This is a genomic window from Funiculus sociatus GB2-C1 (genome assembly GCF_039962115.1).
Lineage (GTDB): Bacteria > Cyanobacteriota > Cyanobacteriia > Cyanobacteriales > FACHB-T130 > Funiculus > Funiculus sociatus.
The window spans coordinates 1-24,975 of the sequence record NZ_JAMPKJ010000043.1; the positions used below are offsets into that span (position 1 = coordinate 1).

Annotated in this window: 29 protein-coding genes and 2 pseudogenes; 13 read left to right on the plus strand and 18 right to left on the minus strand. The window is 45.2% G+C overall.

Translation table 11 applies throughout. The annotated features are described in order from the left end of the window. Both NDI42_RS18715 and recR read left to right on the plus strand, forming a co-directional pair. A partial coding sequence (locus NDI42_RS18715; protein ID WP_190451001.1) for a photosystem II protein D1 occupies positions 1 to 92 on the plus strand: 92 nt, incomplete at its 5' end. Between the two features lie 149 nt (positions 93 to 241). Continuing rightward, a pseudogene (gene recR / locus NDI42_RS18720) lies at positions 242 to 832 on the plus strand (recombination mediator RecR); the annotation flags it as partial. Positions 833 to 927: 95 nt separating this feature from the next. On the opposite strand, the gene NDI42_RS18725 reads toward recR, so the two are convergent. The 4 genes and pseudogenes from NDI42_RS18725 to NDI42_RS18740 form a co-directional block, all read right to left on the minus strand. After that, positions 928 to 1,635 carry a Coq4 family protein gene (locus tag NDI42_RS18725; protein WP_190457145.1) on the minus strand — a complete coding sequence of 236 codons (708 nt, stop codon included), beginning with the start codon at positions 1,633 to 1,635 and terminating at the stop codon, positions 928 to 930. A gap of 296 nt (positions 1,636 to 1,931) precedes the next feature. Further along, a complete protein-coding gene (locus NDI42_RS18730) occupies positions 1,932 to 2,516 on the minus strand; it encodes a response regulator (RefSeq protein WP_348231454.1) in 585 nt (194 codons plus the stop codon). Next, positions 2,514 to 2,939 (minus strand): annotated as a pseudogene (locus NDI42_RS18735) (response regulator); the annotation flags it as partial. The gene NDI42_RS18730 and the pseudogene NDI42_RS18735, both read right to left, overlap by 3 nt. Positions 2,940 to 3,086: 147 nt before the next feature. After that, positions 3,087 to 3,698: a response regulator gene (locus tag NDI42_RS18740; RefSeq protein ID WP_190425494.1), complete on the minus strand. Its 612-nt coding sequence runs from the start codon at positions 3,696 to 3,698 to the stop codon at positions 3,087 to 3,089. Positions 3,699 to 4,143: 445 nt separating this feature from the next. Here NDI42_RS18740 and lipA point away from each other — a divergent pair, with 445 nt between their 5' ends. After that, positions 4,144 to 5,067 (plus strand): lipoyl synthase, encoded by a 924-nt coding sequence (gene lipA / locus NDI42_RS18745; RefSeq protein WP_190457147.1) that lies wholly within the window; start codon positions 4,144 to 4,146, stop codon positions 5,065 to 5,067. A 144-nt stretch (positions 5,068 to 5,211) separates the two neighbouring features. After that, complete coding sequence (psaX, locus tag NDI42_RS18750) at positions 5,212 to 5,355, plus strand: photosystem I protein PsaX (protein WP_190457148.1); 144 nt, start codon at positions 5,212 to 5,214, stop codon at positions 5,353 to 5,355. A 120-nt stretch (positions 5,356 to 5,475) separates the two neighbouring features. Here the strand turns inward: psaX and NDI42_RS18755 are convergent, their stop codons facing one another. Further along, on the minus strand, positions 5,476 to 6,342 hold the full coding sequence (locus NDI42_RS18755; RefSeq protein WP_190425488.1) for a branched-chain amino acid ABC transporter permease: 867 nt from the start codon (positions 6,340 to 6,342) through the stop codon (positions 5,476 to 5,478). 66 nt (positions 6,343 to 6,408) lie between these two features. On the opposite strand from NDI42_RS18755, the gene NDI42_RS18760 reads away from it, so the two are divergent. Further along, a complete protein-coding gene (locus tag NDI42_RS18760; RefSeq protein ID WP_190434448.1) occupies positions 6,409 to 6,603 on the plus strand; it encodes a heavy-metal-associated domain-containing protein in 195 nt (64 codons plus the stop codon). 541 nt (positions 6,604 to 7,144) lie between these two features. Here NDI42_RS18760 and NDI42_RS18765 read toward each other — a convergent pair. Further along, positions 7,145 to 7,876, minus strand: coding sequence for a hypothetical protein (locus NDI42_RS18765; RefSeq protein WP_190457151.1), 732 nt, complete (start codon positions 7,874 to 7,876; stop codon positions 7,145 to 7,147). An 83-nt stretch (positions 7,877 to 7,959) separates the two neighbouring features. Between NDI42_RS18765 and NDI42_RS18770 the strand changes: the two genes are divergently transcribed. From NDI42_RS18770 to NDI42_RS18780, 3 genes are read left to right on the plus strand one after another with little or no spacing between them, the layout of a single operon-like run. Next, positions 7,960 to 10,236, plus strand: coding sequence for a heavy metal translocating P-type ATPase (locus tag NDI42_RS18770; protein ID WP_190457153.1), 2,277 nt, complete (start codon positions 7,960 to 7,962; stop codon positions 10,234 to 10,236). 16 nt (positions 10,237 to 10,252) lie between these two features. After that, positions 10,253 to 10,789, plus strand: a complete 537-nt coding sequence (locus NDI42_RS18775) for a cupredoxin domain-containing protein (RefSeq protein WP_190457155.1) — start codon at positions 10,253 to 10,255, stop codon at positions 10,787 to 10,789. A gap of 4 nt (positions 10,790 to 10,793) precedes the next feature. Next, on the plus strand, positions 10,794 to 11,693 hold the full coding sequence (locus NDI42_RS18780; RefSeq protein WP_190457157.1) for a DUF8832 domain-containing protein: 900 nt from the start codon (positions 10,794 to 10,796) through the stop codon (positions 11,691 to 11,693). A 167-nt stretch (positions 11,694 to 11,860) separates the two neighbouring features. Here NDI42_RS18780 and NDI42_RS18785 read toward each other — a convergent pair whose 3' ends face one another. From NDI42_RS18785 to NDI42_RS18795, 3 genes are all read right to left on the minus strand, one after another. After that, a complete protein-coding gene (locus NDI42_RS18785) occupies positions 11,861 to 12,559 on the minus strand; it encodes a pentapeptide repeat-containing protein (protein ID WP_190457159.1) in 699 nt (232 codons plus the stop codon). A gap of 105 nt (positions 12,560 to 12,664) precedes the next feature. Further along, positions 12,665 to 13,048: a response regulator gene (locus NDI42_RS18790; RefSeq protein WP_190457160.1), complete on the minus strand. Its 384-nt coding sequence runs from the start codon at positions 13,046 to 13,048 to the stop codon at positions 12,665 to 12,667. Positions 13,049 to 13,397: 349 nt separating this feature from the next. Next, on the minus strand, positions 13,398 to 14,075 hold the full coding sequence (locus tag NDI42_RS18795) for a response regulator transcription factor (protein ID WP_190420783.1): 678 nt from the start codon (positions 14,073 to 14,075) through the stop codon (positions 13,398 to 13,400). A gap of 112 nt (positions 14,076 to 14,187) precedes the next feature. Between NDI42_RS18795 and NDI42_RS18800 the strand changes: the two genes are divergently transcribed. Then, positions 14,188 to 16,341 (plus strand): PAS domain S-box protein, encoded by a 2,154-nt coding sequence (locus NDI42_RS18800; RefSeq protein WP_190457162.1) that lies wholly within the window; start codon positions 14,188 to 14,190, stop codon positions 16,339 to 16,341. A 207-nt stretch (positions 16,342 to 16,548) separates the two neighbouring features. Here NDI42_RS18800 and NDI42_RS18805 read toward each other — a convergent pair whose 3' ends face one another. Together NDI42_RS18805 and NDI42_RS18810 are read right to left on the minus strand one after the other, a co-directional pair. After that, on the minus strand, positions 16,549 to 17,127 hold the full coding sequence (locus NDI42_RS18805) for a DUF981 family protein (RefSeq protein WP_190457164.1): 579 nt from the start codon (positions 17,125 to 17,127) through the stop codon (positions 16,549 to 16,551). Positions 17,128 to 17,133: 6 nt separating this feature from the next. Continuing rightward, complete coding sequence (locus NDI42_RS18810; RefSeq protein WP_190457166.1) at positions 17,134 to 18,024, minus strand: carbohydrate ABC transporter permease; 891 nt, start codon at positions 18,022 to 18,024, stop codon at positions 17,134 to 17,136. 91 nt (positions 18,025 to 18,115) lie between these two features. Here NDI42_RS18810 and NDI42_RS18815 point away from each other — a divergent pair, with 91 nt between their 5' ends. The 4 genes from NDI42_RS18815 to purN all read left to right on the plus strand — a co-directional run bounded on the left by NDI42_RS18815 (position 18,116) and on the right by purN (position 20,473). Further along, positions 18,116 to 18,943 carry a type IV pilin-like G/H family protein gene (locus NDI42_RS18815; protein WP_190457167.1) on the plus strand — a complete coding sequence of 276 codons (828 nt, stop codon included), beginning with the start codon at positions 18,116 to 18,118 and terminating at the stop codon, positions 18,941 to 18,943. A 108-nt stretch (positions 18,944 to 19,051) separates the two neighbouring features. After that, positions 19,052 to 19,183 carry a hypothetical protein gene (locus NDI42_RS18820; protein ID WP_277876861.1) on the plus strand — a complete coding sequence of 44 codons (132 nt, stop codon included), beginning with the start codon at positions 19,052 to 19,054 and terminating at the stop codon, positions 19,181 to 19,183. Then, positions 19,180 to 19,779 (plus strand): type IV pilin-like G/H family protein, encoded by a 600-nt coding sequence (locus NDI42_RS18825; protein WP_190457169.1) that lies wholly within the window; start codon positions 19,180 to 19,182, stop codon positions 19,777 to 19,779. The genes NDI42_RS18820 and NDI42_RS18825 overlap by 4 nt, the downstream gene beginning before the upstream one ends. A 7-nt stretch (positions 19,780 to 19,786) precedes the next feature. Continuing rightward, entirely contained in the window at positions 19,787 to 20,473 is a 687-nt protein-coding gene (gene purN / locus NDI42_RS18830) for a phosphoribosylglycinamide formyltransferase (RefSeq protein WP_190457172.1), read from the plus strand. 71 nt (positions 20,474 to 20,544) lie between these two features. Here the strand turns inward: purN and NDI42_RS18835 are convergent, their stop codons facing one another. From NDI42_RS18835 to psb34, 7 genes are all read right to left on the minus strand, one after another. Next, positions 20,545 to 21,135, minus strand: coding sequence for a CPBP family intramembrane glutamic endopeptidase (locus tag NDI42_RS18835; RefSeq protein WP_190420766.1), 591 nt, complete (start codon positions 21,133 to 21,135; stop codon positions 20,545 to 20,547). A 42-nt stretch (positions 21,136 to 21,177) separates the two neighbouring features. After that, a complete protein-coding gene (locus NDI42_RS18840; protein WP_190457174.1) occupies positions 21,178 to 22,239 on the minus strand; it encodes a DUF3326 domain-containing protein in 1,062 nt (353 codons plus the stop codon). Positions 22,240 to 22,287: 48 nt separating this feature from the next. Further along, positions 22,288 to 22,488, minus strand: coding sequence for a DUF8621 family protein (locus tag NDI42_RS18845; RefSeq protein ID WP_190457175.1), 201 nt, complete (start codon positions 22,486 to 22,488; stop codon positions 22,288 to 22,290). 253 nt (positions 22,489 to 22,741) lie between these two features. After that, a complete protein-coding gene (locus NDI42_RS18850) occupies positions 22,742 to 23,065 on the minus strand; it encodes a 2Fe-2S iron-sulfur cluster-binding protein (protein ID WP_190457178.1) in 324 nt (107 codons plus the stop codon). A 289-nt stretch (positions 23,066 to 23,354) separates the two neighbouring features. After that, on the minus strand, positions 23,355 to 23,795 hold the full coding sequence (locus tag NDI42_RS18855) for a protein tyrosine phosphatase family protein (RefSeq protein ID WP_190457180.1): 441 nt from the start codon (positions 23,793 to 23,795) through the stop codon (positions 23,355 to 23,357). A 319-nt stretch (positions 23,796 to 24,114) separates the two neighbouring features. Continuing rightward, on the minus strand, positions 24,115 to 24,351 hold the full coding sequence (locus tag NDI42_RS18860; protein ID WP_190457183.1) for a hypothetical protein: 237 nt from the start codon (positions 24,349 to 24,351) through the stop codon (positions 24,115 to 24,117). 37 nt (positions 24,352 to 24,388) lie between these two features. After that, positions 24,389 to 24,562, minus strand: coding sequence for a photosystem II assembly protein Psb34 (gene psb34, locus NDI42_RS18865; RefSeq protein WP_190457184.1), 174 nt, complete (start codon positions 24,560 to 24,562; stop codon positions 24,389 to 24,391). Positions 24,563 to 24,975: the final 413 nt, after the last annotated feature.

A 24,975-nucleotide genomic window follows, 5' to 3' on the forward strand; every position in this document is an offset into this window, starting at 1 on the left:
TGCACGAGCGTAACGCTCACAACTTCCCTCTCGACTTGGCAGCAGGTGAGTCCACCCCAGTTGCTCTGGTTGCTCCTAGCATCAATGGTTAATCGCTAGTTTTTCTAGCTAAAGAAGCGCTCCAATAGGGGCGCTTTTTTTTTGGTAAAGTTATCCAAAGTAGGCTGGCGTTGCTTCACGTACTGCCTATAGGAATGCCATCATAGTTATAGACAAATACACATTAGGAGAATAGACAACGTATACGCGACCCTTAGCTCGTCTGATCGAGCAACTACAACGTTTGCCTGGAGTTGGCCCCAAAACGGCTCAACGATTAGCCCTACATATTTTAAAGCGATCGCCCGAAGAAGTAGAAGCACTAGCTCAAGCTTTAATTGAGGCGAAAAAGCAAGTTGGTTTATGTAAGGTGTGCTTTCACCTCTCAGCTGAACCTGTCTGTGAGATTTGCCGCAATTCCAACCGCGACAACAGCACGCTTTGTGTGGTGGAAGATTCCCGCGATGTGATAGCGCTGGAAAAAACCCGCGAGTATCGGGGTAAGTATCACATCCTCGGAGGTGTCATTTCCCCAATGGATGGCATTGGCCCCGACCAGCTGCATATCCAACCACTGGTGCGGCGAGTCAGTCAGCAAAAAATTAAAGAAGTAATTCTGGCAATTAGTCCAAGTGTAGAAGGTGAGACAACGACGCTGTATGTCGGTCAGCTGCTAAAGCCATTTACGCGAGTAACCCGGATTGCCTTTGGTTTACCAATGGGGGGAGATTTAGAGTACGCCGATGAGGTGACGCTAGCACGAGCCTTGGAAGGAAGGCGAGAGCTAGATTAGTTGTAATTCTCATAAAGGGGTGGACAATATTGCTCCACCCCTTTAAAGAAGGAAACGCACTCTCATTGAGGCTACCTTCTTACTTTGAAGTTTTATTAAGAGGCACCTGTGTTCACGTTCCCAGTCTCAGCCTGGAAACTAGGCAAATTCTGCCCAATCCCTAATTCAGCCCTCCACTCAGACAAAGGCTTATCCCAGTTTTTCTCCCACTTCTGAGCCAGGAAAGGTTTTGCATTCATCCCCATCCTATATCCCTGAGAAATATGGTCTAACACCCTGTTCAAATGTTCTGGAGACTTGATCAGCGTACTCAACAACCCTCCGGCTGTCAGTACCACTGACATAGTTCTGCGTGTCTGAGCCACATAGAATGCCTGTAAACCCAGTTCTCCGGCTACGTCAGTGCTAAAACCTGTAAGTATATGCCAAATATCATGAGTCTGCCGGATGCGGAAAAGAAGGTAGCTGATATCATCCTCAACTTTTATCTTGCGGTAAAATTCTGGATCGAAACCTGCCTCCTTCATGTGAGAGGCGTACTCATATCCCAGAGAACCTTCGGGACATTTTAGTAGCGCCTCCAGGTCTGGAGTTGGAGCAACGTAACGCTCTTGGATGATGCGCTCTACATCAGGGTTAGATTTTACATAATCCAGTGCCAGCTTAGTAGCATCTGTGTGCCGCAGTCCATCTTCGATATCGTAAACCGAGTCCGTTTGGTTGGGATCTTTGAGTAGAGAAACAACGCCTTTCAAAGTAGAAAAAAAATCAAGATTTAAGCGTCGCCGTTCTCGTGACAACATACAATTCATCCTATAATCTTTGCTCAATCTTAGCCCTGGTTTTTTGTTAGTGGCATCCCCCCCCTATACCATTTTGGATGCAAGGATTTTGAATTGTGAAAAGCTTAATAACGTAGGTTGAGTGCTAGTAAGCTGGTTTGAGTTACGGAACCCAATATCTAGCCAATCGATTTTGGATGCCAGAATTTGGCGGAGGTTGGAGTTTCCGAAAGTTTGATGATTTTGGATTGACTTAGGAAGTGGTTGGGTTTCACTATCGTTCAACCCAACCTAATAGCTACTATTGGTAGAAGCGTCTAATGCAACTTCTGCTTGACGAAAGCCATAAGCTGAGCCAATTGTTTCTTTAACCCAGGAATCTCAGCTACTTGTTGCTTCAATCCATTAATCTCAGCCTGCATGGTGGCAATTTTTTCATTTAAAGCGTGAAGTTGAACGCCTGCACTTGAGTCAGCGACTACTGCTGTCTGGGAAGAAGCCGTTCCAACGCTGGGTCGCACTCGTCTGGCTTTAGCCATCGCCGACTTGATGGCATCAGTTAATTGCTTGTTATTAAAAGGCTTTTCCAGAAATTCAAAATATTCAAAAGGTTCTGAAAGTTTCTCTTTCACCTCTTCTTTACGTCCAGACATTACCACTAAAGGAATTGTCTGTAATTCAGGCAGAGATTGCAGTTGCTGAAAAACTTCCCAACCGCCCAAGCGAGGCATTATCCAATCCAACAGTATCAAGTTTGGACTCTCTTGCCGAATTAAATTAAGTCCTTCTTCGCCATCTTTTGCTTCTAAAACTTCAAATTTGCCCTGAGGCAACATTTCTGGGATTTGACTCCGAATGACTTTGGCATCATCAATTATCAGGATTTTTTGAGTTGTTACAATCGCTGGAGCTTTTTGGGCAGGCGGCGAAGCAGTTTGCCTTCTAGGCAATTTTGCTTTTGCCATTGCAGATTTCATCGCCTGAATCAGCGTCTTTTGCTGAAGCGGCTTTTCCACAAATTCAAAATACTCAAACGGTTCCGGAATTTTCTGTGTAACTTCTTCTTTGCGCCCTGACATCAACACCAAGGGGATTTTCTGGAGTTCCGGGGAAACTTGAATCTGTTGAAAAACTTCCCAGCCACTTTGTTTGGATGCTAGGAAATTCAGCACGATTAAATTCGGGCGTTCTTGGCGGATTAAATTGAGTCCTTCTTGAGTGTCTTTTGCTTCTAAAACTTCAAAATTGCTTTTGGGTAATATTTCTCTGACTGCACTTTGGCTTGTGGGACTGTCATCGATAACCAGGACTTTGTTACTTGGCATAACTGACTCCTAGAAGTTGTGACTGAGGGCATTAAATGGTCTTATGTTGTTTTGCTCAACCGTAAGACTGCCCCCAATATAAGTTAGTTTAGCCAGAGATTAATTGGGATATCTCACGGGTAAGACGTATTCCCTAAATACTAGCTGCTACTTTAGCTTTTGTTGGATGAAAGCCATAATTTGAGCTAGTTTTTTCTTCAAGCCGTCAACTTCAGCGGGTACCGCTGCCATCTGAGCCATCTGTTTTTTCAAGGTGTCAATCTCAGCTTGCATTTTGGCAATTCTGGCATTTAGCTGCTGAATTTCAGCGGTGCCAGTAGATGAGTCTGGGGGAACTGTTTCTTTTACTACTGGCTGCGGGGACGGCGCTACCGCTGGGCGGAGGCTAGCTTTACGCATGGCTGATTTGATGGCGGCAATCAGCTGCTTTTGGTCAAACGGCTTGGGGATAAATTCAAAATACTCGAAAGGTTCCGAAATTTTTTCGGTCACTTCTTCTTTACGACCGGACATCAAAACTAGAGGAATCTTCTGAAGTTCAGGCTTGTTTTGAACCTGCTGAAATACTTCCCAGCCGCTCATTTTAGGCAACAGAAAATCCAACATAATCAAGTTGGGATGTGCCTGGTGGATCAGATTCATGCCTTCGAGACCGTCTTTTGCTTCTAAAATCTCAAAGTTACCCGGCGGTAACATATCGCGTACTGTATTTCTAATCACTCTACTGTCATCAATAACCAGGATTTTGTGACTTGCCACGACCGAACTCCTTAGAGGGGATTTAAAAAAAAACTACGCTTAGTTTGAGACGACTGCTGCTTACTCTAGAGTTAAAAAAAAGCGACTAGCTTCAAAAACCGGCATAGCGTTCATACGCATCAGGATGATTTGCAATGTGTAGCGCCTGGGTGTTAGAGCTACAGACCTATGAAGTTGTATACGCGATCGCGGTAAACTAACGCTACCGCTATAGTAGGTAATTCCTGAGCGGGTGACGTGCAGCGATACAGTTTTTTGCTTGACATCCTCAACGTTTTACCATCTCGACATTAAGCCAAAAAGCCAGCTGAGTGCCTAAATTCTAGATTAATCTGGTCTGGTCTGAAAGGGCAAAAAATCAATGTGGAACAAGAGTTAAAGTTAAATGCTTTAAGATTTGTATCATGTGGATGCTCACTTTGGCTGTTAGCCCACCGGAAGATTCATGGATCTGCCTACCGAAACGGATAATGTAACCCAGTCTAATGTGCAAGAGTGGCGGTCAGAAATTGAGGCACTACCGTCTTGGTTGCGCCGCCCCATTGGGAAAGCTAGCGAAATCTCAACGGTGCAACGAATTATTAAGCAGCGACAAATCCACACGATTTGTGAGGAGGGGCGCTGTCCGAACCGGGGAGAGTGTTATGCCCAGAAGACAGCAACTTTTTTGTTGATGGGGCAAACTTGCACCCGTGCTTGTGCTTTTTGTCAAGTGGAGAAGGGACACGCACCGATGCCTTTAGATCCAGAGGAACCGCAAAAGGTGGCGACTGCGGTGCAGTTGCTAGGTTTGCGCTATGTGGTGCTGACTTCGGTAGCTAGAGATGATTTGCCGGATGGTGGGGCTGGTTGGTTTGCGGCGACAATGGCGGCGGTGAGACAGATGAACCCGGAAACCTTAATTGAGGTGTTGACTCCAGATTTCTGGGGGGGTAAGGAGTCGGGGGAAAAACAACGCCAACGAGTCGCAACGGTAGTTTCGGCTCAACCTGTCTGTTATAACCACAATATTGAGACGGTGCGATCGCTTCAAGGACGGGTGCGACGAGGGGCGCAATATGAGCGATCGCTTGATGTCCTGCGTTATGTTAAAGAACTCGATCCGACAATTGCCACGAAATCCGGTTTGATGCTGGGACACGGGGAAACGGAAGCCCAAGTAATTGAGGCGATGGCAGATTTGCGGGCTGCGGGATGCGATCGCATTACTCTGGGGCAATATATGCGCCCCTCTCTAGAACATCTGCCAGTCCAGAAATACTGGACACCAGAGGAGTTTGAAAAATTCGGTGCGATCGCCCGCGAGATGGGCTTTGCTCACGTCCGTTCTGGCCCCTTGGTTCGCAGTTCCTACCACGCGGGAGAATAGGGAAGAAGGGGAAAGGGGCAACAAGAAAGATTTTCATCCTTTTTTAGTACAACTGCGAAAATGAAAATATTTCTATCGAGTCGTGCTAATGGGGACAGCTCTTTGGTATTTCTTTAGAATGTACCAAATTAGGAGATTATCCTGATGACAGCTCAAGCTAAGCAACCCAAAGGTTCTCTTACCAAAACCAGTAGTCCTCCCTATCCCTTCCGCACTATCGTTTTACTCATTCTCTTAGCGGGCAACTTCCTGGTTGCTGGAATCTATTTCCACGTCATCAACCCATAGTTGATGCAAAAGGTGGCAACGGATCGGGTAACAGATGTAACGGATGGGTTAACTTATGGGACTCATAGTCAATCCATCCGCCACATCCGCTACAAAATCCACTGCCACCTTTATCCTTTTTTAAATCGTCCCTTTAAACAAGCCTTGGGGACGGAAGAGTAGAATCAAGACCATAATCATCAAGGCAACGCCTTGCTTGTATTCCGAACCAAGTAAGGGAACGCTGACTTCTTGGGCGATACCAATGACTAAAGCACCCGCGATCGCGCCGTAGGGATTGCCAATTCCGCCGAGAATCACTGACGCAAACATCGGCAAAATTAAAAACCAGCCCATATTGGGACGAACGCCTGTAATTAGCCCATACATGGCTCCCCCCAGCGCGGTAAAAATCCCGGTAATTACCCAAGTCCAAATTACTACACGCTCAACGTTAATCCCTGAGACACGAGCCAGATCAATATCATCCGCTACAGCTCGCATCGCTTTACCGATTTTGGTGTTTTGCAGCAGAAAATGCAGCGCTAAAATTGCCAGCACCGCCATACCTACTACCAACACTCGGTAATAAGCTACTTTGATTCCAAAAATGTCTATAGCGCTTGCTACGGGCAAGTTGTAGCGCTGGTTGCTGCCTCCCCAAATGAAGATGATGCCGTTGCGGATAAACAAGGCAAGTCCAATGGAGATGATTATTAGGGTGGTGGAGGAGGCACGGCGATCGCGCATTGGTTTCCACAGCAGCTGTTCGCTTAGTAGCATTGCTCCGACTGTTCCCCCAGCTCCCAAAATCATCGAGAGCCAGATATTTACCCCACTGGTATTTGCTAACCAGGTGAGATAAGCTCCCAGTGTCATAAAATCGCCGTGAGCAAAGTTGGAGAGTCGCAAAATACCATAAGTCAGCGTTAGTCCGACTGCCGCGAGTGCAATGATGCTACCTACGGCAATTCCATTCACAATTAATTGTGCAGTTTGTGTGTCCATTGGGTTGACTCTCCAGTTAAGAGGAGAGTTCATAATAGAAATTGAAAGAGTAATCTTGGTTTTACCATGACACTAGAACTGAAAGTACCGAGTATGGCTTGTTCTGCCTGTGTAGAGACGATTTCCCAGGCAGTTACCGCAATAGATCCGAAAGCGAAGGTAGAGGCTGACACCAAAACTAAGGTGGTGCAAGTGGAAACGCAACAGCCAGAAACGAAAGTTAGGGAAGCGATCGCTAACGCCGGATATCCCGTCGCCTAGCGTGTTTTCTGGAGCGGGGAAACTTTTAATATAGTGGTTCTCGCTTTGTTGCAATACACCCTTAACCTCACCCCCAACCCCCTCACCGAAAAGCCCAGAGCAGGGTGGTTTCATACAATAGAAGAAAATATCGAAAATTGCGACATTTTGTAGGGACATGGCAATGCCATGCCCCTACCGCCAACCAAAATCAACGTTACAAAATTTTCTTTTAATAAATGAAACCACCCTGCCTCACTGAAAAGCCCAGAGGGGGCAGTATCTCCTTCCAGGTTCAGCCTGGGAGCGAGACGAGTCGAGGCTCTGCCTCGATTTTAAAATAAGTGAAATTATTTGATTGTTACCGTGCGAGATCCTGATGTTCTCTCAAACCTACAACCCCAGCAATTAGTTAAATAGCTGCAACCCAATGGCTGGCATGAGCAAAGGTGGATTGATGATAAGCGAGCTATTTGGAGTCAGAAAAACAAGGTCGGCGTTGGGTTTCGCTTTGCACGGGCCCTACCTACAAGCCTTAAGCCAGTGCCATTGATCTTAAGTATTAATAGATGCAGTTTTTACGAAAGTCTACCTCGGCACCACAACCCTTGCAAATCCCGTAAGAAGTTGCGTCACAACCATCTAACCAGTTGAACCCTGTGCAATTGCAGAACGGGCAATTATACAGAATGTTCGGTAAATTTCCGATGATACACTGCCACTTTGGTAGAGTAATTTTAACCTCTTGCTCTACTGAAATTGCTAAATTAACAGGTAAACGCCATACCTTTTCCACCAACTCTTTGACCTTGACAGCAACTTTATCGATGTTTTGAATACCCAAGTAACCACATCTGACGGCGCGACTTATCAAGACGTTTCTTTTCTCTTCAATAAAGACTCTGGTGCCGTTTGGCGCGATCGCTCTACATTCCCAGCCAACGGATATGGGTACTTCTTTTTTATATGCCAAGATTAAGTTATCGATAATGTTAAGTTGCTGTTGGGTAACACTAACAACCCATTTATCGCCCCCAATTCTTTTGAAAGAGCCTTCAGCGAGGCGAACGGCCAACAAATTATTGAACTCGAAAATATCCTTGTCTACTTCCTCGTGACCTAAGTAAAGGTTGCGTCTTTGAGTATCAGCCAAATCAAATATAGCTAGATAGCAAGCTAACAATGGCTCTATGTAAAGTTTTAATTCCTCGATTTGCTCGTCAATAGTCACAGGTGCGTCTTCCTGAAGGGATAGGGTGAAGAGGGGCGATCGCCTCTGAAGCAAATATCTCACTTTAACAAAAATATCCAATATACCCCCTTGACTCTCCACCGCACTGGAGAGATTAACCTAAAATCAGACAGCAGGAGATAGTTATGGAAACACACTCTCTTAACTTACAAGGAATGAGTTGTGCTGCTTGCGCTGGTGCGATAGAAAAAGCGATTCGCAATGTTCCGGGCGTGAGGGAGTGCAACGTTAACTTTGGCATGGAACAAGCTACCGTCAAGTATGAGCCTGAAGCAACGAGTCTGGAGAAAATTCAGCAAGCTGTAGCTGATGCGGGTTATGCAGCCGAACCAGTTCAGGAATTGGGAACCGGAGTTGATGATACTGAGGTAGCAAGTCGCCGTCAGGAAAAGCAACAGCTGACGCGCAAAGTAATATTAGGTGCAGTCATTAGTATTGTGCTGGTGGTGGGTTCAATCCCGGCGATGACGGGGTTACACGTTCCCTTGATTCCAGCATGGCTGCATAATCCTTGGGTGCAGCTGGTGTTGACGACACCAGTGCAGTTTTGGTGTGGCGAGTCTTTTTTCCGGGGCGCGTGGAAAGCCTTGAAGCGTCATGCTGCTGATATGAATACGCTGATTGCGCTGGGTACAGGTGCGGCGTATTTATATTCGCTGTTTGTCACTGTTTTTCCGGGAGTCCTTGGGCTGAGTAGAGATGTATATTATGAAACAGCAGTAGTAGTAATAACCCTGGTTTTGCTGGGACGGCTGCTGGAAAACCGCGCCAAGGGGCAAACTTCAGAAGCAATTCGCAAATTGATGGGTTTGCAAGCGAAAACGGCGCGTCTGATTCGGGATGGGCAGGAAATTGATGTTCCCGTTGAGGCGGTGAAAGTTGGAGATGCGATCTTGGTGCGTCCCGGCGAACAAATCCCGGTTGATGGGGAAGTGATAGAGGGCACTTCCACTATTGATGAGGCGATGGTGACGGGTGAAAGTTTACCTGTGAAGAAACAGCCAGGAGATGAAGTTATTGGGGCGACGATTAATAAAACTGGCAGTTTTAAGTTTCGGGCGACGCGAGTCGGGCGCGATACAGTTTTGGCGCAAATTGTCAAGTTGGTGCAACAAGCTCAAGGTGCGAAAGCACCGATTCAAAGATTGGCGGATCAAGTGACGGGGTGGTTTGTGCCTGTGGTGATTGCGATCGCGATCGCTACCTTCATCATCTGGTTTAACATCACGGGCAATCTGTCAATGGCTTTAATTACCACCGTTGGCGTGTTAATTATTGCTTGTCCTTGCGCTTTGGGTTTAGCTACGCCTACTTCTGTGATGGTGGGAACCGGAAAAGGCGCAGAAAATGGCATCTTAATTAAAGGTGCTGACAGTCTGGAACTAGCTCATAAAATTCAAACGATTGTGTTAGATAAAACTGGCACTCTCACGCAGGGAAAACCCACAGTTACAGACTATGTAACGATGTTGGGAACTGCTAACCAAAATGAACTGAAACTCCTAGGGCTGGCGGCAGCAGTTGAACGCAATTCAGAACATCCTTTGGCTGAAGCTGTTGTTAAATATGCCCAGTCTCAGGAAGTGAGGTTCCCATTGCCAGAGGCGAAAAATTTTGAAGCGATCGCGGGTAGCGGTGTCAAAGGTATCGTATCAGACAGACTGGTGCAAATCGGCACGCAGCGATGGATGGATGAATTGGGAATTGAAACTTTACCTTTGCAAGGACAAAAAGTTGCTTGGGAATCTGCGGGTAAAACTGCCGTTTGGATTGCTGTAGATGGAGAAATGCAAGGGTTAATAGCAATTGCGGATGCCCTCAAACCATCTTCAACAGTAGCTGTGAGAGCATTGCAAAAGTTAGGTTTAGAGGTAGTAATGCTCACTGGGGATAATCGCCAAACTGCGGAAGCGATCGCGCAAGAAGTTGGTATCACTCGTGTCTTTGCGGAAGTACGTCCAGACCAAAAAGCTGCAATTATCAAATCTCTCCAGGGTGAGAAGAGGGGAAAAGTTCCTAAGTCAAAATCCATTGTGGCGATGGTGGGGGATGGAATCAATGATGCACCAGCACTGGCACAAGCAGATGTGGGAATTGCGATTGGGACGGGAACAGATGTAGCGATCGCAGCCAGCGACATCACCTTAATTTCTGGCGACTTGCAAGGCATTGTAACTGCTATTGGGTTGAGTCGCGCCACCATGCAGAATATTCGCCAAAACTTGTTTTTTGCCTTTATCTACAACGTTGCTGGAATTCCCATCGCCGCTGGAATTTTGTTCCCAATTTTTGGCTGGTTACTTAACCCAATGATTGCTGGTGCAGCGATGGCATTTAGTTCTGTTTCTGTCGTCACCAACGCTTTGCGTTTGCGGAACTTTCAGCCGCGAGTCAATTTCTAAATACAGGGGATGACAAATGGTTACTCAAAAAAAGCTACTGCGTCATTTTTTCAGTCTAGGTTTGTTACTCTCAATTGCTTCAGTAGCACCAGTAAAAGCCGTTCCACCTGAGGCAGCAATGCCAACTAGCCAATTTCGCCAAATTGAGCAACCTTTTGAGGTGAAACTAGGAGTTACATTGGGCGGTTTGGCGCTAATAGGGTTAGAACTTTGGTGGTTTTTGTTAAGTAAAACTAAAGCGGAACAGGCAACAGCAAATCAAGGGATTCAAGAACTCACAATCAAAGTTGATGGCGGTTACGATCCAGATCGGGTAGTAGTGAAAGCAGGTCAACCTGTTCGCCTCAACTTTTTTCGCCAAGATTCAAGTAGCTGCTTAGAGAAAGTTATTTTACCAGATTTCCACATCGCTAAAGACTTGGACTTGGATCGAGTAACGCCTGTAGAATTTACCCCACAAAAGCCAGGAGAGTACCCTTTTACCTGTGGGATGAATATGGCTAGAGGGGTCGTGGAAGTAAAAGCATCAGTTGCAACAAATCAAGATGAGTAAAATTATGAAAAACAAAGCCCAAATTTACGGTGTTGTCGGGTTGCTGGTAGGGGGCGCGATCGCAGCTGCTGGGATAACCCAGGCGATGAAAACGGGTCATCAAGATATGAGTAGGATGCACTCTGACCCTCATGCAGGGCATAACATGGCTGGCGATGACTCGCACGCTGGGCATAACATGAATCACCACTCAATGCCCAAAACCGAGGCGGTGCAGGCTAAACTTACGGTTCCACCCAATGTTTCTCCTAATAAGCCAGTTCCTCTAGTCATTGATATTCAAGACAAATCGGGGAAAGCGATCGCTAAATTTGACAACTTTCAAGAAAAACTGATGCACCTGATCGTTGTCAGTGACGATTTTCAGTTTTTCAATCATATTCATCCCACCTACAAGCAGAATGGACGCTTTGAAGTAAATACCAGTTTTCCCCAACCTGGTAATTACAGCCTTTTTAGCGACTATAAACCAAGCGGAGAAAAGGAACAAGTCTCGGTATTAAAAACACAAGTGGCAGGTAAAATTACTTCACCTGACCCAACTGTTGACCTAAATTCTGCTAAAACTTTTGGCGATACGAAAGTGAATCTTACCTTTTCTGCGCCAAAACTAAAAGCAGGTGAAGATGTCACCTTGCAGTTTAACTTACAAAATGCTGCTGACAATCAACCTATTAAAGATTTGCAGCCTTACTTAGGAGAGAAAGGGCATTTAGTAATTCTGCGACAATCACCAAATTTGACAGCCGCAGATTACATTCACGCCCACGCCATGAAAAATACTCCCCCAGAGCAGGTATCTTTCCACACTCAGTTTCCTCAACCAGGAAAATATAAAGTTTGGGGTCAATTTAATCGCGGTGGCAAGGTTGTGACGGCTGACTTTTGGGTTGAGGTTATTTAAAAGTTTCAGGTTAACTGCTTGGGTTGTGTTTTTTGAAATCACTGGATATTATTTCTAAGAGCCAGTGATTTCTGCTTGCGAGTTAGTGCTGAATAGCCACCTAAAGCAGCCAGCATTACTATTGGCTAAGAGCTATTAGCATCAAACTATAAACGAAGCAATTAAAATTAATTGAAAGACCTGGGCATTATTCCTACTACTAGCTCTCGTTGCTGATTTATCGTGTTAGATATTATGGTGTTGCAAAGCCTTGCATTAGCCAGATTTGCTTCTTGAAGATTTGCTCCGCTCAAGTCTGCCTCAGTTAAGTTTGCCCAGGCGAGGTCTGCACCAGTTAGGTTAACTTGACACAAATTAGCTTCTACTAGCCTGGCTCCACATAGCTCTGATCCAGCTAGATTGGATCTAACCAAGTTAGTTCCAATCAAAGATGCCTCATTTAGTTTGGCAAAGCTGAGGTCGGCATCACTCACATCTGCTTCACACAGAGAAGTTGCTGATAGATTGGCTCCTTTCAATTTCACCTTCCACAAGAAAGCCCCACACAGGTTTGCCTTCGTCAAATCAGCATCAATTAAATTAGCTTCATACAGGTTTGCTTCGCGGCAGTCAGCTTCGCGGAGATTAGCGTCTTGCAGGTTGGCGCCACTTAGGTTGGCACCCTTTAGGATAGCTTCACTAAGATTTGCTCCCCGCAAATCTGCTCCTATCAACTTAACCCCACTCAAATTAACCCCCCTGAGGTTAATTCCACTCAAGTTAGCTCCACTCAAGTCCATCTCGATAGGGGATTTTCTATTGATTTCTCCCGCAATAAATTCTTTTTGTATAGCATAATTCTTATAAAAATCTTCTTTATAATTCATATAATTTTCTTTTTCAGTATTTCAGGTGGTTAATTAAACTAAAGGTTGATTTTGCTGATTTTTATCCAGCGTTTTGATGAAACCGACAATCATCAGTGGGATAATTTAATGTGATATACACTGTTTTTTCAGTTGCACTGCGATCGCTTCCATCAATTGTTTGTTTATGACTGGCTTAGTCAAGTAATCAGCAGCACCTAATTCCAAACCTAGCCGCCGCGCGGCATTACCCTCTTCACCACTCAACAAAATCAAAGGAATTCTTGCAGTTTTGGTGTTTTGACGCAATGCTTCTAACACCTCATAACCATTCATTTCCGGCATATTGATGTCAGAAATAATCAAATCTGGCATCTGTTCGTTGGCTAACTGCAAACCAATTAAGCCATTTTTAGCACCGATTGCCTGGAAACCCTGAGATTCAATGAGGTCAAGAAGGCTGGTTAAAGTGTCTGTAGCATCTTCAATAACCAGAACTTTTCCATCCATTTCGCTTCTTCTATTCAATCCAAGATTGAGCGTGGTGAATCAAGCTGACAAGACACCAACAATTAGGTCAAGCTGCTTTGAAGCATCTTTAATTTACACTACACAAGTAGAGAAATCGGGGAAGGAATCGGGAAGAAACTGGGCAAAAATCGGGAAGAAATCGGGAAGATAGCTTGGGAGGAGGGGACTGGGGATTGGAAGGAGGGGACTGGGCAATACGGTTCTGTAAGAAATAATTCTAGGTTAGGGAGAGATCAGAAGTATTGCATACCAATGAGAGTCCCTCTAAGGAATTCCCAATTACCAAATTACGAATACCAAGTAGCAAAAGTTAGGAAACCTTAATATATTATGATAGCTGCTTTAAGCGGTATCCTAAACCGTGAACCGTTTCAATCACGTCTTCGGGAGCTGCTACAGTTCGGAGTTTCTGACGCAGACTTTTGATGTGAGCTTTGACGGTATCCTCTTCCGGCGGATTTTCACTAGACCAAAGGCTATCTATAATCGCAGAACGGCTTAGCACCCGGCGACCATTGCGGAGAAACAGTTCCAGAAGACTGAATTCCTTGGGAGTTAATTGCAAAGGCTGATTCTGGTAGGAGACTTCATAGGTGCTGGGATTGAGGTGCAAGCCTCCCCAGACTAGAGTCGGTGCAGAGGGAGAACTGCCCCGACGCAGTAAAGCTCGGATACGGGCTAATAATTCTTGCAGATCAAACGGTTTTACTACATAGTCATCGGCTCCAGCGTCTAAACCATTGACTTTATCGCTACTGGTGTCGCGTGCTGTCAGCATCAGGATTGGTAGATGATAGCCGTGTGTGCGTAGACGTTGGCAAAGACTGAACCCATCGAGCTTGGGAAGTGTTACATCCAGCAAAATCAGGTCGTAAGCGATCGCTTTGGCTTGGCTCCAACCCGCCTCCCCATCCTTGACTACATCTACCACATAGAGCTGGTCTGTAAGGGCTTCAGCCAGCGCTTCCGCCAGACGCACATCATCTTCAACTAGCAGAATCCGCATATTAATCGGAGAGGAAATAGGGAGTAATCTTACTCGGCGCTTGTCATCTATCCTGAGAGTGGACTACTAGCCCAATAATCATAGAATTTTATAGCATTCAAAAATACTCTATATGAAATGGTCGCAGGAAAGAAAAATCATTGCAGGTGGTTTTGGGTTGGCGATGCTCATTCTTAGCATTGTTAGCACAGCTTCCTATCAAAACACAACCAAGCTATTTCAAAGGCAAAAACGGGTAGAGAAAACCTACCAAGTCCTGCAAGAGATCAGGGATGTACTGACGACGCTGCGGGATGCTGAGAGAGCTAGACGCGGCTATATTATCACCGGAAAAGAGTTGTATTTAGTAACATACAACACTGCCATTCAAGAGATTAACCCCAAATTTAACCAGCTGCGGCTGGAAACGGCTGATAATCTCAATCATCAGCGTAGCCTGGATATCATCGAGCCTTTAATTGCTCAAAGAGTTACATTAATCAAAAAGTCTGTTGAGTTGTACAAGCAGAATAAATCTGACACAGCAACTCAAATAGAGCTGACAGATAAAGGGATTATGCTGCACGATGAAATCTGGAAAATTATTGCCAAAATGGAAGGCGAGGAGAAGTTATTATTGCAGCGTTTAGCTAAGGAATCGGAAGCAAGTTTCCAAGATACAATGCTAATAGAAATTGCAGGTTTTTTCTTTAGCTTTAGTTTGCTTTTTGGAGTCTACTCGTTGCTGCATCAGCAAATCAAGAAACGGCAACGAGTAGAAGATATTTTGCGGCAAAGTGAACAACGATATCGAAATTTATTTCAACTTCATCCCTATCCTCTATGGGTTTTCGATTTAGAAACTTTAGCTTTCCTCGCTGTCAATGATGCAGCAATTAATGATTACGGCTACTCACAGGCAGAATTTTTATCTATGACGATTAAGGATATTTGTCCACCCGAAGATTTACCTGTTCTCCTTGACAAAAATTCGGTACACTTTTCCCAAGTTAAGCAAGCCGGAGTATGGAGACATCAGAAACAGGATGGAACCCCGATATATGTAGAAATTACTGCCCATGAATTAGTGTTTGCGGGGCGACAAGCAAGGCTGATGTTAGCTCGTGACATCACTCAGGAAAAGCAAGCACAAGAGGCGTTACAAGCCAGCGAGGAAAAATTTCGCCAAATTGCTGAAAATATCCATGAAATTTTTTGGATGAGCGATGATGAACTGCATGAAGTTTTATATGTTAATCCTGTTTATGAAGAAATTTGGGGACGTACCTGTGAGAATTTATATGCAAATCCTAAATCTTTTATAAATGCCGTACATCCAGAAGATCGAGATCGGGTAATTGCGAACCTTGAGCAGAACGCCAAAAAAGAATTTGATATTGAGTATCGGATTATGCGACCAGATGAATCAGTTCGCTGGGTTTGGGATCGCTGTTTCCCTATTAAAAATGCGGCAGGAGAAGTCTATCGGCGGGCTGGGGTAACACAAGATATCACTGAGCGCAAGCAGGCGGAAGAAATTCGCCGTACTTTGGAAAAAGAACGAGAAATCAACGAACTGAAACTACGGTTTTTTTCAATGGCTTCTCACGAGTTTCGCACTCCTTTAAGCACTATTTTAATTTCAGCTCAATTATTGGAAAATAGCAGCAAAGAGTGGTCGGAAGAGAAAAAGCTTAAAAATCTCTATCGCATTCAATCGGCTGCTAAAACTATGACTCAGTTATTAACTGATATTTTGACTCTAACAAGAGCGGAATCTGGAAAGTTAGAATTTAATCCAGAACCTTTAAATATAGAAAATTTCTGTCAGTCTCTAGTTGAAGAAATTGAGTTCAGCACTCGCGCTCAACAAAATATCTTTTTTATCAGCCAATGCGTAGGTAAATCGGCTTGCATGGATGAAAAGCTGCTGCGCTCGATTTTTACTAATCTGCTGTCTAATGCTATCAAGTATTCGCCAGAGGATAGCCATATTTATTTTATCCTCAGTTATGAATCGGGAGAGGCTATTTTTCAGATTCAAGATAAGGGGATTGGGATTTCTCCTGAAGACCAAGAACTGCTCTATCAATCTTTCCACCGGGGCAAAAATGTGGGTGATGTTGCGGGGACAGGGTTAGGCTTAGCTGTTGTCAAAAAGTGTGTAGACTTACACGGTGGTAGCATTGCGCTAGAAAGTAAAGTTGGGCTTGGGACTACGTTTACTGTGGCAATTCCTTGGGATATTAATGTTTCAAAGAATGAGGAGAAAACGCCTAACGACTGAAGTCGCGGCTACACAAACTAAGCCTACCTGCGCGGGCTAATAATAGTTATAAATAAAAAAACGCCTGGCGATTGAAGTCGCGGCTACACAAATTCAGCCCGCCCAGGCGGGCTAGTAATTAATAGTTATCAAGAAAAAAAGCAAAGTTGGCTTAGGTTGGGTGATTGCGTGAAACCCAACCTAAAATTATTTTTAACTTTCACCAGGTTAGGGCGATCGCATAATCGGCGGCTTCCAGTCGGAGTAGTTTGCTATGTGACCCCAGTATGCCATGTAACCAGTAAGCGCCCAGATGAGAGCAGCTATTATCAGTACAGCTGCGCCAATCATTCGCCAGGTGCGATTAGTTTGCAGATAAAGTGATGGTGCAGCGAGGACACCACCTAATCCTGTCAGGATGAAGCCGATACCGGATAGGAGTGGCTGTCGTGTCAAATTCAAGTTGATGATCCGCGCCCCAATTACAATGGCAGCCAAACCAGCGAAGAAGGCGTACATTGCCACTGTTAGTAAGTCCCAACCCTGCGCGATCGCTATTGATGCGGCTACGAATAAAAGCCCGAATAAAACTGATGTCTCACCATAAGCAATGTTGAAACTGCCAGTAACAGGCCATGTAAAAGTCATGTGTAAGCCAGTTACGAGTGCGATCGCGCCCGTCATTCCAAAGCCTGGAATCCACCTTTTCTGATTATCGGCACCAAGTCCCCAATACACGTAGGAAGCTAAGATAAACAGCCCCGCTACCATATTGATCAGCATCAGCGTTATGTAATTGACAAACACGATACTCTAACCCTCCTCTCCCCAAGTTCGTAACTGTAGATAGACTAGCACCAGTGTCACCGCTAGCAGCACTGTCGCGGCGGCGGCGGCATAACCAAAATCAAATTGGGCAAATGCTTGATCGTATATGTAGTACACCAGTAAATTAGTTGAATTTAATGGCCCACCGCCAGTAATCACATAAACTTGCTCGAAACTTCGCAGTGTAAAAATGGCTGTGGTGACTGTGGCAAAGACTAGAGTAGGTCGCAATCCGGGTAAAGTAATATGCCAAAATTGTTGCCAGGAATTTGCTCCATCTAGTTCTGCTGCTTCATAGCGACTGGGGGGAATTGCCTGCAAACCTGCCAGAAACACCACCATATTAAAACCTAGCTGTTTCCAGATACTTAATAATATCAACACTGGCATTGCCCAAATCGTGCTACCTAGCCAGGGAATCGGTTCAATATTGATAGAATTTAGCAGGGCGTTGACTGGCCCTTCGGTTTGGAACAGCCAACGGAAGCCCAAACCAGCAGCTACGAGACTGGTGATAGAAGGAATAAAATAGGCAGTTCGCAAAATTCCCCGCAAGGCAAAGGAACGATTTAGCAGCACTGCTAAACCCAAGGGAATAATTAAACTGGGAATAACTGTGGCAATGGTGAAATAAGCGGTGTTACTGAGAACTTGCCAAAAGTCGGGTGTCAGGAGTAAGCGCAGGTAGTTCTTTAAACCTACGAAGCGGACACCAGCGATGGTAAAACTACCTGTGGTAAAGCTGAGATAAAACAGGTAGGCGATAGGCCACAGCAGAAACAGTCCTAGTAAAATTAGGGCGGGAGCAAGGAAAATCCAGGCAGCGATCGCATCATTATCTAGCAGTTGCTTTTGAGAGAAGTGCGGGGATTTCATGGAACGGTTCGCTTGCAGTTGAGTCGGCGTATGGCTATTTTAGCCGGACATTGGGTAAGATCCTGTTAATCTGTTGGCAGGAAGCGATCGCGTGAATCACACCGTCTTCAAGCAACGTTATAAACTAGCAAATCTTCCAATCCTGAGTATATTGCTTGGGCTAATGGCTGTTAGTGGCTGTAATTCAACCAATACACCTTCAGCTTCTTCCCTAAGTGCTACTCAAGATAAATCAGGGACAGATCGATCAGTGGGACAATCGCAAATAACAAATTCTTCTTCCCTAAGTGCTACTCAAGATAAATCAGGGACAGATCGATGGGTGGGACAATGGCACATAACAGAGCCATCATCCGGTCAAATTCTGAAGTTTATGTTCACACCAGAGGGCAAATTATTCTACCTATCCCCTGAAACCTCCTCTAGTCCCATTGCATATGAAATACGTGTCCAAAAGATTTCTGACGCAACAACTTTACCTCCAAACACTCAAATTGTTGGTATTCAGGAAACATTTAACAATCAAGCAACCAGGGCAAAACAATCTGAAGGGAAAACGTACATTGGTGCGATGAACCGTGCCCAACAAGCGTATTACTTGGAAAATAATAAATTTGGTACAACAATCGCGCAGTTGGGTATTGGTATCAAGCCAGAGACAGAGAGTTTTAATTACCAAATTCTGCCTCAAGGCAATGGCACTCAAAACGTGATGAACACTGCCAAAGCCAAGCTCCCGAAACTTCATAGCTACACCGGTGCTGTATTTGTTATCGAAAATAACGGTGAAAATATTACAATGGCGGCAATTTGCGAAACCGATAAACCCTCATCCACTCCGCCTGCCATGCCCACACCTCCGAAGAATGCCTCTGAACAAATTCAATGTCCGGCAGGTTCACATTCACTAGAAAAATAAATGTTGCATGAGTATCAATTCAGCACCACCGGACTCCACACCTAGCTTAATTTCACCAATCGTTTCTCCCAATCTTTTGAGAGAGCGCTCCCCTTAAAATTAGGTGTGATGGTGTCGGGGAATGGCAGTAATTTTGAGGCTGTTGCGGAAGCGATCGCGCTAACTTTAGGCTACGCTTTGTATCTCGGTACAATCGATACTGGTAAAATGCTTTTAATCTCTCGGCTGTTACCTGCATGAGTAAGACTTTCTTCAAGCATTGCTACTTTCAAGCTGGTTTGCCAATCCTGCTTTTACTTGGTTTACTTAGTAGTATCGCCACCAGTGTAAATGCTCAAGATCCAAACCAAACCGACAGTACGCGAGAAAATCCTTCAACTAGGAACCAAACGGACAGTACGCGAGAAGGTGAAGCTAAACAGTATATTGCCGCAGTGAACCGCGCTCAACAAGCTTACTATCTTCAAAACGGTAAATTTGCCACATCGATGCAGCAGCTAGGGCTGGGACTTCAGCGCCAGACACAGAATTATCGCTACAGGATAGTCCTCCAACGTCAGAATAGTGCTTCTACCTCTGCAACCGAACAGCCGAGTCTATATGGTCAGCCAAGCGATCGCGTCGAGAGTGTGATGATGATTGCCGTTGCTAGACGCCCTGCACTTAAAAGCTACACAGGGGCAGTGTTTGCCACAATATCTGTGCGTGCAACCAGCACCAGGGCTGTTGTTTGCGAAACCGCTAAACCCTCAGCTTCGCCTCCGATACCGCAAGATGGTAGAAATCAATCTGGGCAAATTACCTGTCCTGCTGGTTCTCGTTTATTAAGAGGTTGAAGGCTGCATGAGTAATAATTCTGCATCGGTTGATCCCCCCAGCTTAGTTTCACCGTCCGTTTATCCCAGCTTTTTTGGTGATGCTAAACCGTTAAAATTGGGAGTGATGGCATCTGGGAATGGCAGTAATTTTGAGGCCGTTGCGGAAGCGATCGCGCAACAGCAACTCAATGCCCAAATTCAAGTTTTAATTTACAATAATCCCGGTGCAAAGGCAGCAGCACGAGCCGAAAAGTGGGGCGTTCCCACTGTTTTGCTGAATCACCGAGATTTTAAAAGCCGGGAAGAGTTGGATAAAAAAATTGTTGAGACTTTGCAGCAGTATCAGGTGGAATGGGTGATAATGGCGGGTTGGATGCGAGTCGTCACGCAAGTTTTAGTTGATGCTTTCCCCGACCGAATTATTAATATTCATCCCAGTTTGTTACCCAGTTTCAAGGGTATCAACGCAGTAGAGCAAGCCTTGAATACTGGGGTAAAAATTACTGGCTGTACGGTTCATCTAGTAAGTGTGGAAGTTGATAGCGGTAAGATTTTGCTACAAGCAGCTGTCCCAATTTTGCCTGACGACACCCTAGAAACGCTACACGCCAGGATTCAAGTTCAGGAACACAAGATATTACCGCAAGCGATCGCTATATGTCAGCGATCGCATTTTCTCGGTACTGGTGAAGAGGTCGCCTCCCAATCCTAGTTCCCAGTCCCAGCCTGGAAACTAGCAGGTTGCGGTTGCAGCCATGACCGAAGCGAATCAAACCCTAAACTTCACAACTTTTTATAGTCCAGCTTCCAAAGGCAACTAGAAATCACATTCGTAGTGATGTGAGCCACAATTGGCACTAGCAAATTACCAGTTGCTAAGGCACTATATCCCAACAGCAACCCCACCGTTGTTGCCCAAACTGCATAAGACCATTGCTGAGGGCTGCTGAGGTGTAATATTCCAAAACAGAAACTCGATCCTACCAACCCAACAACGTTTAACCCCACTGCTGGCAGCATCACACCCCGAAACAACAATTCTTCACTCAAACCGGGTAACAGTCCCAGCCAAATTAAATCAAGCCACAATAAAGGTTTTAGCACCAATTCTAGGTAGTAATCTGCGCTGCGCTGGTAAGCAGGCCAAAGGCGATAGACTATGCTACTAGCACCACTGATTCCCAGCCCCAAGCCCACCCCTAAAAGTAAAGCTTTTACTGTCAGGCTCAGGGGTAGGAGAGAGATGGAACCAAATTGCAAGCACAGCTTGGAGATTAGCAGCAACACAACAGCTGTCGCCCCCATTGCAATTAGAATTTGGGTGCGCGTCAGGGGTTCGATTTCGGGATTCTCAGGAAGCTGTTTTGTCGCCATTTTGATTTTTGAGTTTTGAGTTTTAGGCTGGGGATTGCCTACTTACTGAATTTCGATTATCGACGAGAGCGCCATTCTCAGGGCAGATGGACTAATGCCTGCTCGATGAGCTACCAAGACACCCAACGCCTCTAAATATGAGTTTACCCGTAATGCTTTAATTCCCAGCTGTTCTGGAGGAACTTGCATTTGAGTTTTATTTTCTTGGACGGCAATAATTTGTGCTTTCGACTGGCTGAAGCTGAGGATAGCACTGCCGCCGCAAGCAGTTGCAGGTACGACGACGGCATCAACTTGTTCTGCCCACATATCTTTAGTTTGACTTAAAGCTGTTTTTGTGGTGATAAATTGAGGTGCGCGGCTAAGTCCCACCAAAACGCAGGGTAAGAAGGTATAGCCCAACTCTTCGGCAGCCGAGCGGGGAGACAGGTGCGGATCGGGGAGAGATGGCAATAACGCCGGGGCGTGAGCGCAAGGAATTTGAAAAGTCCGCACGACGAGATGACTAATTACGGCTTCGGCACCAGCCACGGGGTCTACTCCCCGCCCGTGCCGATAATTTTCCAGGGCTTCGCTTTCGATGTCATCGGGGAAACGGGCAACGACTGCGATCGCTTGGGCCCTCCCCTTGGTAATCAGCACCTCAGCCGCTCGTAACAAACTATCTGGATTTCCAATTGTCCCCCAACTGGCTCCAGAAGCGGCTCTTTGCAGTTCCACCTCTAACGGTGCATCAGTTACCACATAGTCAGTGAGATTCAGTCCCAGCGTGGCTCTGGTAGCATCCGCTGCCTGAATGTGCCGCAGCCGCAATTCTGGTTCAATGGCTTGATCGAGGATTAAACCCACCCGGTTTTGATGTACTGGTCGCAGTCCCCAGCACGATGACGCGAATTTGTCAAGTCCGTAACCTTCAACATAGAAAGCGTTGGGCAAATTCCAGTAAAGCTGAGCGCCGTTGAGGACGTTGGGGTGAGTGATGAGGGTGTCAGAGATTTGAGCGATCGCTCTGGCCACTGGCAGAGCATCCCCCGCATAACCGCCAATTGATGCCCCCACCCCAGTCGGGACAATCAATACAACCGTGTATTGACGCTGATTCATTTTAAATTTGTCTAACGAGTAAACTCGCCTTGAGCAAACAAAGCCTGTCTAAGCAGGGTTTGCAGCATTGACATCAGATTCCACTGTGACAATTGCTTCAACGTGGGCTTTTTGTTTCTCAATATCTACACTGGTTACAGCCCAGCGTAGAGGTTCACCTCGTTTTTGCAACTCGACCTCAATTGCCTGATTTAGTTGCACAGGCGATTCTTGGAGATCAATTTCAGCCGTTATGAAGTGTGTTGTCATCTTAATCCCTTCTAAAAACTTTATCTTCTGGTGTGAAATAACCCCTTTTTAAGGGGGCAGGGTGGTTTCATTTATTAAAAGAAAATTCAGTAACGTTGATTTTGGTTGGCGGTAGGGGCTTTTTGATTGCTATGCCCCTACAAAATGTCGCAATGCCTCGATATTTTCTAAGGGTTGTATGAAACCACCCTGCTTAAAGAGGGCGCTGGGGTAATCCCCGCCCCTGTTACCCAATGTGTGGGCGTTAGCCGCCCTACTTCTGAAACTGCCCAAATTGCAGTTCATAAAGCTCGTCTTCTTTCTCAGTTTCAATCTTCAGATTTGAGCGCGGATAAGCGATACATAGCAACGCATAACCCTGTGCCTGAAGTTCTGGACTAACGCCCATGCCATCAGTCTGATCCACCTTTCCTTCTACAATTTTAGCTGCACAGGTAGTGCAAACTCCCGCATTGCAGGAACTCGGCAAGTCTATCCCAGCTGCATAGGCAGCTTGGAGGATAATTTTATCCTCTGGCACTTCTATAGTCTGGCTGGTGCCTTGGTGTTGAATTTCGACGGTGTAAGTTTTAGACATCGTACAAGTCTTAAGCTTGAGACTCCGACTTCTTAATTATCCAGATTTTATATTCTATAAGTTAATCATCCCAGTTGCTGTGAAAAACAGGACAGAGGAAAATTTATTGCTTTTGACGCCTACGAGACGCTGACAGAAGCTTATATAGCAACTCATTCAGCCAAGTAGCGATCGCACACATTTAATTTTGGATTGTGCTTGACAATTGGCGCTTAATGCGAATCTACGAATTCCCCGGCTGTTGAAGATGCGATCGCACCCTGACTCTAACTGGTGGGCGGCTCGAAAACTACTGGTACTGAATTACCTGCTCAATAAACTTCTGCCAATTATCATTAGGAATCCAAATCTGGTGTAAATCTCTCTTCGCATCTTCGTCACTCATGCCTTCATGAATCAGGCGATAAAGATACATAAAGGCTGATACTCTCATGTTGGCAGCACAATGGACAAAAATATTTTTATCGGCATTGGCTTCCATAACACTGAAAAAACGCCTGACATCATCAATGGTGGGATTTTCCCAAACCACAGGAATATGTACATATTCCATACCCTGAGTTTCAACTACTTCTTTCTCATCAGGTAAGGCATTTAATGATTCTGGTAATGCTAGATTGACAACCACTTGATATCCTGACTCGCTGATAGCTGAAAACTGCTCTTTTGTTGGTTGTCCCGCCGTAGCAATGGAGTCGGATAGTTTCAGAAAGTTGTATATGTCTTCCATTGAGTCACCCACAAGATTGATTGGAAGGGCGTTATTTATATATAGTTTCAGAATATTATAGATATTTTGAATTATTTTACCTCCCATATTTTCTTCTACTCATATAGCAGCTTGTACCCAAGTAGTCTCGCCTGCGACAGTCTCACCGGCTGCTGTTCGCAGCGCAACGCTTACACTCGCGTGCAATTGCCTGGTATTGCTTTTACCTTATAGCGGCCCGGCACCATTGACGATTTCTAGAATAACCCTTTGTCGCTCAAATAATAAAACCGCAGCTTCGTGAAGCTGCGGTTTTAGAAATATGCAAGCCATTGTCTTCCTAATAAGAGTAGAAAGTAAAAGCTCCCACAATAACTGTGAAGACAACAGCTTTTAAAATGTTATTGAAAAGTCGTCCTATTTCTGGGCTATCTCCTAGCACTGCATCATCCTGACCTGCGGTAAAAAACAGCGACCAAGCTTGATTAGCAGTGATAGGTGCAAAGTTGTTGAAATCAGCATTAAAAACAGTCGGCGCAGACACGGAGCGGACATCTAAATTAAAGTCAGTCTTCATAACAAATCTCCTTGGTTTCTTATACTTTTATGTTTTATTAGTAGCTGATACCAAATGCAGTCAGCACTAGCAGAGAGACAAATACAATAGCGATCGCGCCTTGAAGGGCATAGTTACGCTGCTGGTCTGGTGAGGGAGCTTCTCCAACGTACACAGCAGGCTCGGCTGCATAGTTGTTCAGGATGCCTCTTTCGTCGGTGGTGTATCTCATCGTTGCTTGTCCTTTGTGTTTCTATGTTAACTATAGTAACACTTTGTAAAGAAAATGCAAGAAAATTGTAACTTTTTGCTATACATTTTAGTTTGGGCAGCGATAGGGGCTGCTTAACAATGGATAAAATGTAAAAAAAAATGCGCCTGAGCCATCTCAGCCGCCTTCTATCAGAATGGACAACGATATACTTCTTTTTCTTGTGAGTGTTGGCGTACTCGCCCTTTATCTCGTCTTCTCCGCGCTTACGGAAATGGGTACTAAGCTCCCGTGGAAGAAATAGTCAGTTTTATTAGGTGAGCTTTTGTCCACAACTACCGACGAGTTCCATGTTGTAAGTCTTCTCGTACATCCAGGTTTGCTATATATAGCATTTCTTAGTTGGGTGGAATATATCGCGGTTCGGACGTTTG

Excerpts from the sequence above, each read along its gene's own strand:
- NDI42_RS18725 (WP_190457145.1), bottom strand. The coding sequence starts at position 1,635 with ATGTTGTCACGAGAACGGCGACGCTTAAATCTTGATTTTTTTTCTACT.
- lipA (WP_190457147.1), top strand. The coding sequence starts at position 4,144 with ATGGATCTGCCTACCGAAACGGATAATGTAACCCAGTCTAATGTGCAA.
- psaX (WP_190457148.1), top strand. The coding sequence starts at position 5,212 with ATGACAGCTCAAGCTAAGCAACCCAAAGGTTCTCTTACCAAAACCAGT.
- NDI42_RS18755 (WP_190425488.1), bottom strand. The coding sequence starts at position 6,342 with ATGGACACACAAACTGCACAATTAATTGTGAATGGAATTGCCGTAGGT.
- NDI42_RS18760 (WP_190434448.1), top strand. The coding sequence starts at position 6,409 with ATGACACTAGAACTGAAAGTACCGAGTATGGCTTGTTCTGCCTGTGTA.
- NDI42_RS18770 (WP_190457153.1), top strand. The coding sequence starts at position 7,960 with ATGGAAACACACTCTCTTAACTTACAAGGAATGAGTTGTGCTGCTTGC.
- NDI42_RS18775 (WP_190457155.1), top strand. The coding sequence starts at position 10,253 with ATGGTTACTCAAAAAAAGCTACTGCGTCATTTTTTCAGTCTAGGTTTG.
- NDI42_RS18780 (WP_190457157.1), top strand. The coding sequence starts at position 10,794 with ATGAAAAACAAAGCCCAAATTTACGGTGTTGTCGGGTTGCTGGTAGGG.
- NDI42_RS18785 (WP_190457159.1), bottom strand. The coding sequence starts at position 12,559 with ATGAATTATAAAGAAGATTTTTATAAGAATTATGCTATACAAAAAGAA.
- NDI42_RS18790 (WP_190457160.1), bottom strand. The coding sequence starts at position 13,048 with ATGGATGGAAAAGTTCTGGTTATTGAAGATGCTACAGACACTTTAACC.
- NDI42_RS18795 (WP_190420783.1), bottom strand. The coding sequence starts at position 14,075 with ATGCGGATTCTGCTAGTTGAAGATGATGTGCGTCTGGCGGAAGCGCTG.
- NDI42_RS18800 (WP_190457162.1), top strand. The coding sequence starts at position 14,188 with ATGAAATGGTCGCAGGAAAGAAAAATCATTGCAGGTGGTTTTGGGTTG.
- NDI42_RS18810 (WP_190457166.1), bottom strand. The coding sequence starts at position 18,024 with ATGAAATCCCCGCACTTCTCTCAAAAGCAACTGCTAGATAATGATGCG.
- NDI42_RS18820 (WP_277876861.1), top strand. The coding sequence starts at position 19,052 with ATGGTGTCGGGGAATGGCAGTAATTTTGAGGCTGTTGCGGAAGCGATC.
- NDI42_RS18825 (WP_190457169.1), top strand. The coding sequence starts at position 19,180 with ATGAGTAAGACTTTCTTCAAGCATTGCTACTTTCAAGCTGGTTTGCCA.
- purN (WP_190457172.1), top strand. The coding sequence starts at position 19,787 with ATGAGTAATAATTCTGCATCGGTTGATCCCCCCAGCTTAGTTTCACCG.
- NDI42_RS18835 (WP_190420766.1), bottom strand. The coding sequence starts at position 21,135 with ATGGCGACAAAACAGCTTCCTGAGAATCCCGAAATCGAACCCCTGACG.
- NDI42_RS18840 (WP_190457174.1), bottom strand. The coding sequence starts at position 22,239 with ATGAATCAGCGTCAATACACGGTTGTATTGATTGTCCCGACTGGGGTG.
- NDI42_RS18845 (WP_190457175.1), bottom strand. The coding sequence starts at position 22,488 with ATGACAACACACTTCATAACGGCTGAAATTGATCTCCAAGAATCGCCT.
- NDI42_RS18850 (WP_190457178.1), bottom strand. The coding sequence starts at position 23,065 with ATGTCTAAAACTTACACCGTCGAAATTCAACACCAAGGCACCAGCCAG.
- NDI42_RS18855 (WP_190457180.1), bottom strand. The coding sequence starts at position 23,795 with ATGGAAGACATATACAACTTTCTGAAACTATCCGACTCCATTGCTACG.
- NDI42_RS18860 (WP_190457183.1), bottom strand. The coding sequence starts at position 24,351 with ATGAAGACTGACTTTAATTTAGATGTCCGCTCCGTGTCTGCGCCGACT.
- psb34 (WP_190457184.1), bottom strand. The coding sequence starts at position 24,562 with ATGAGATACACCACCGACGAAAGAGGCATCCTGAACAACTATGCAGCC.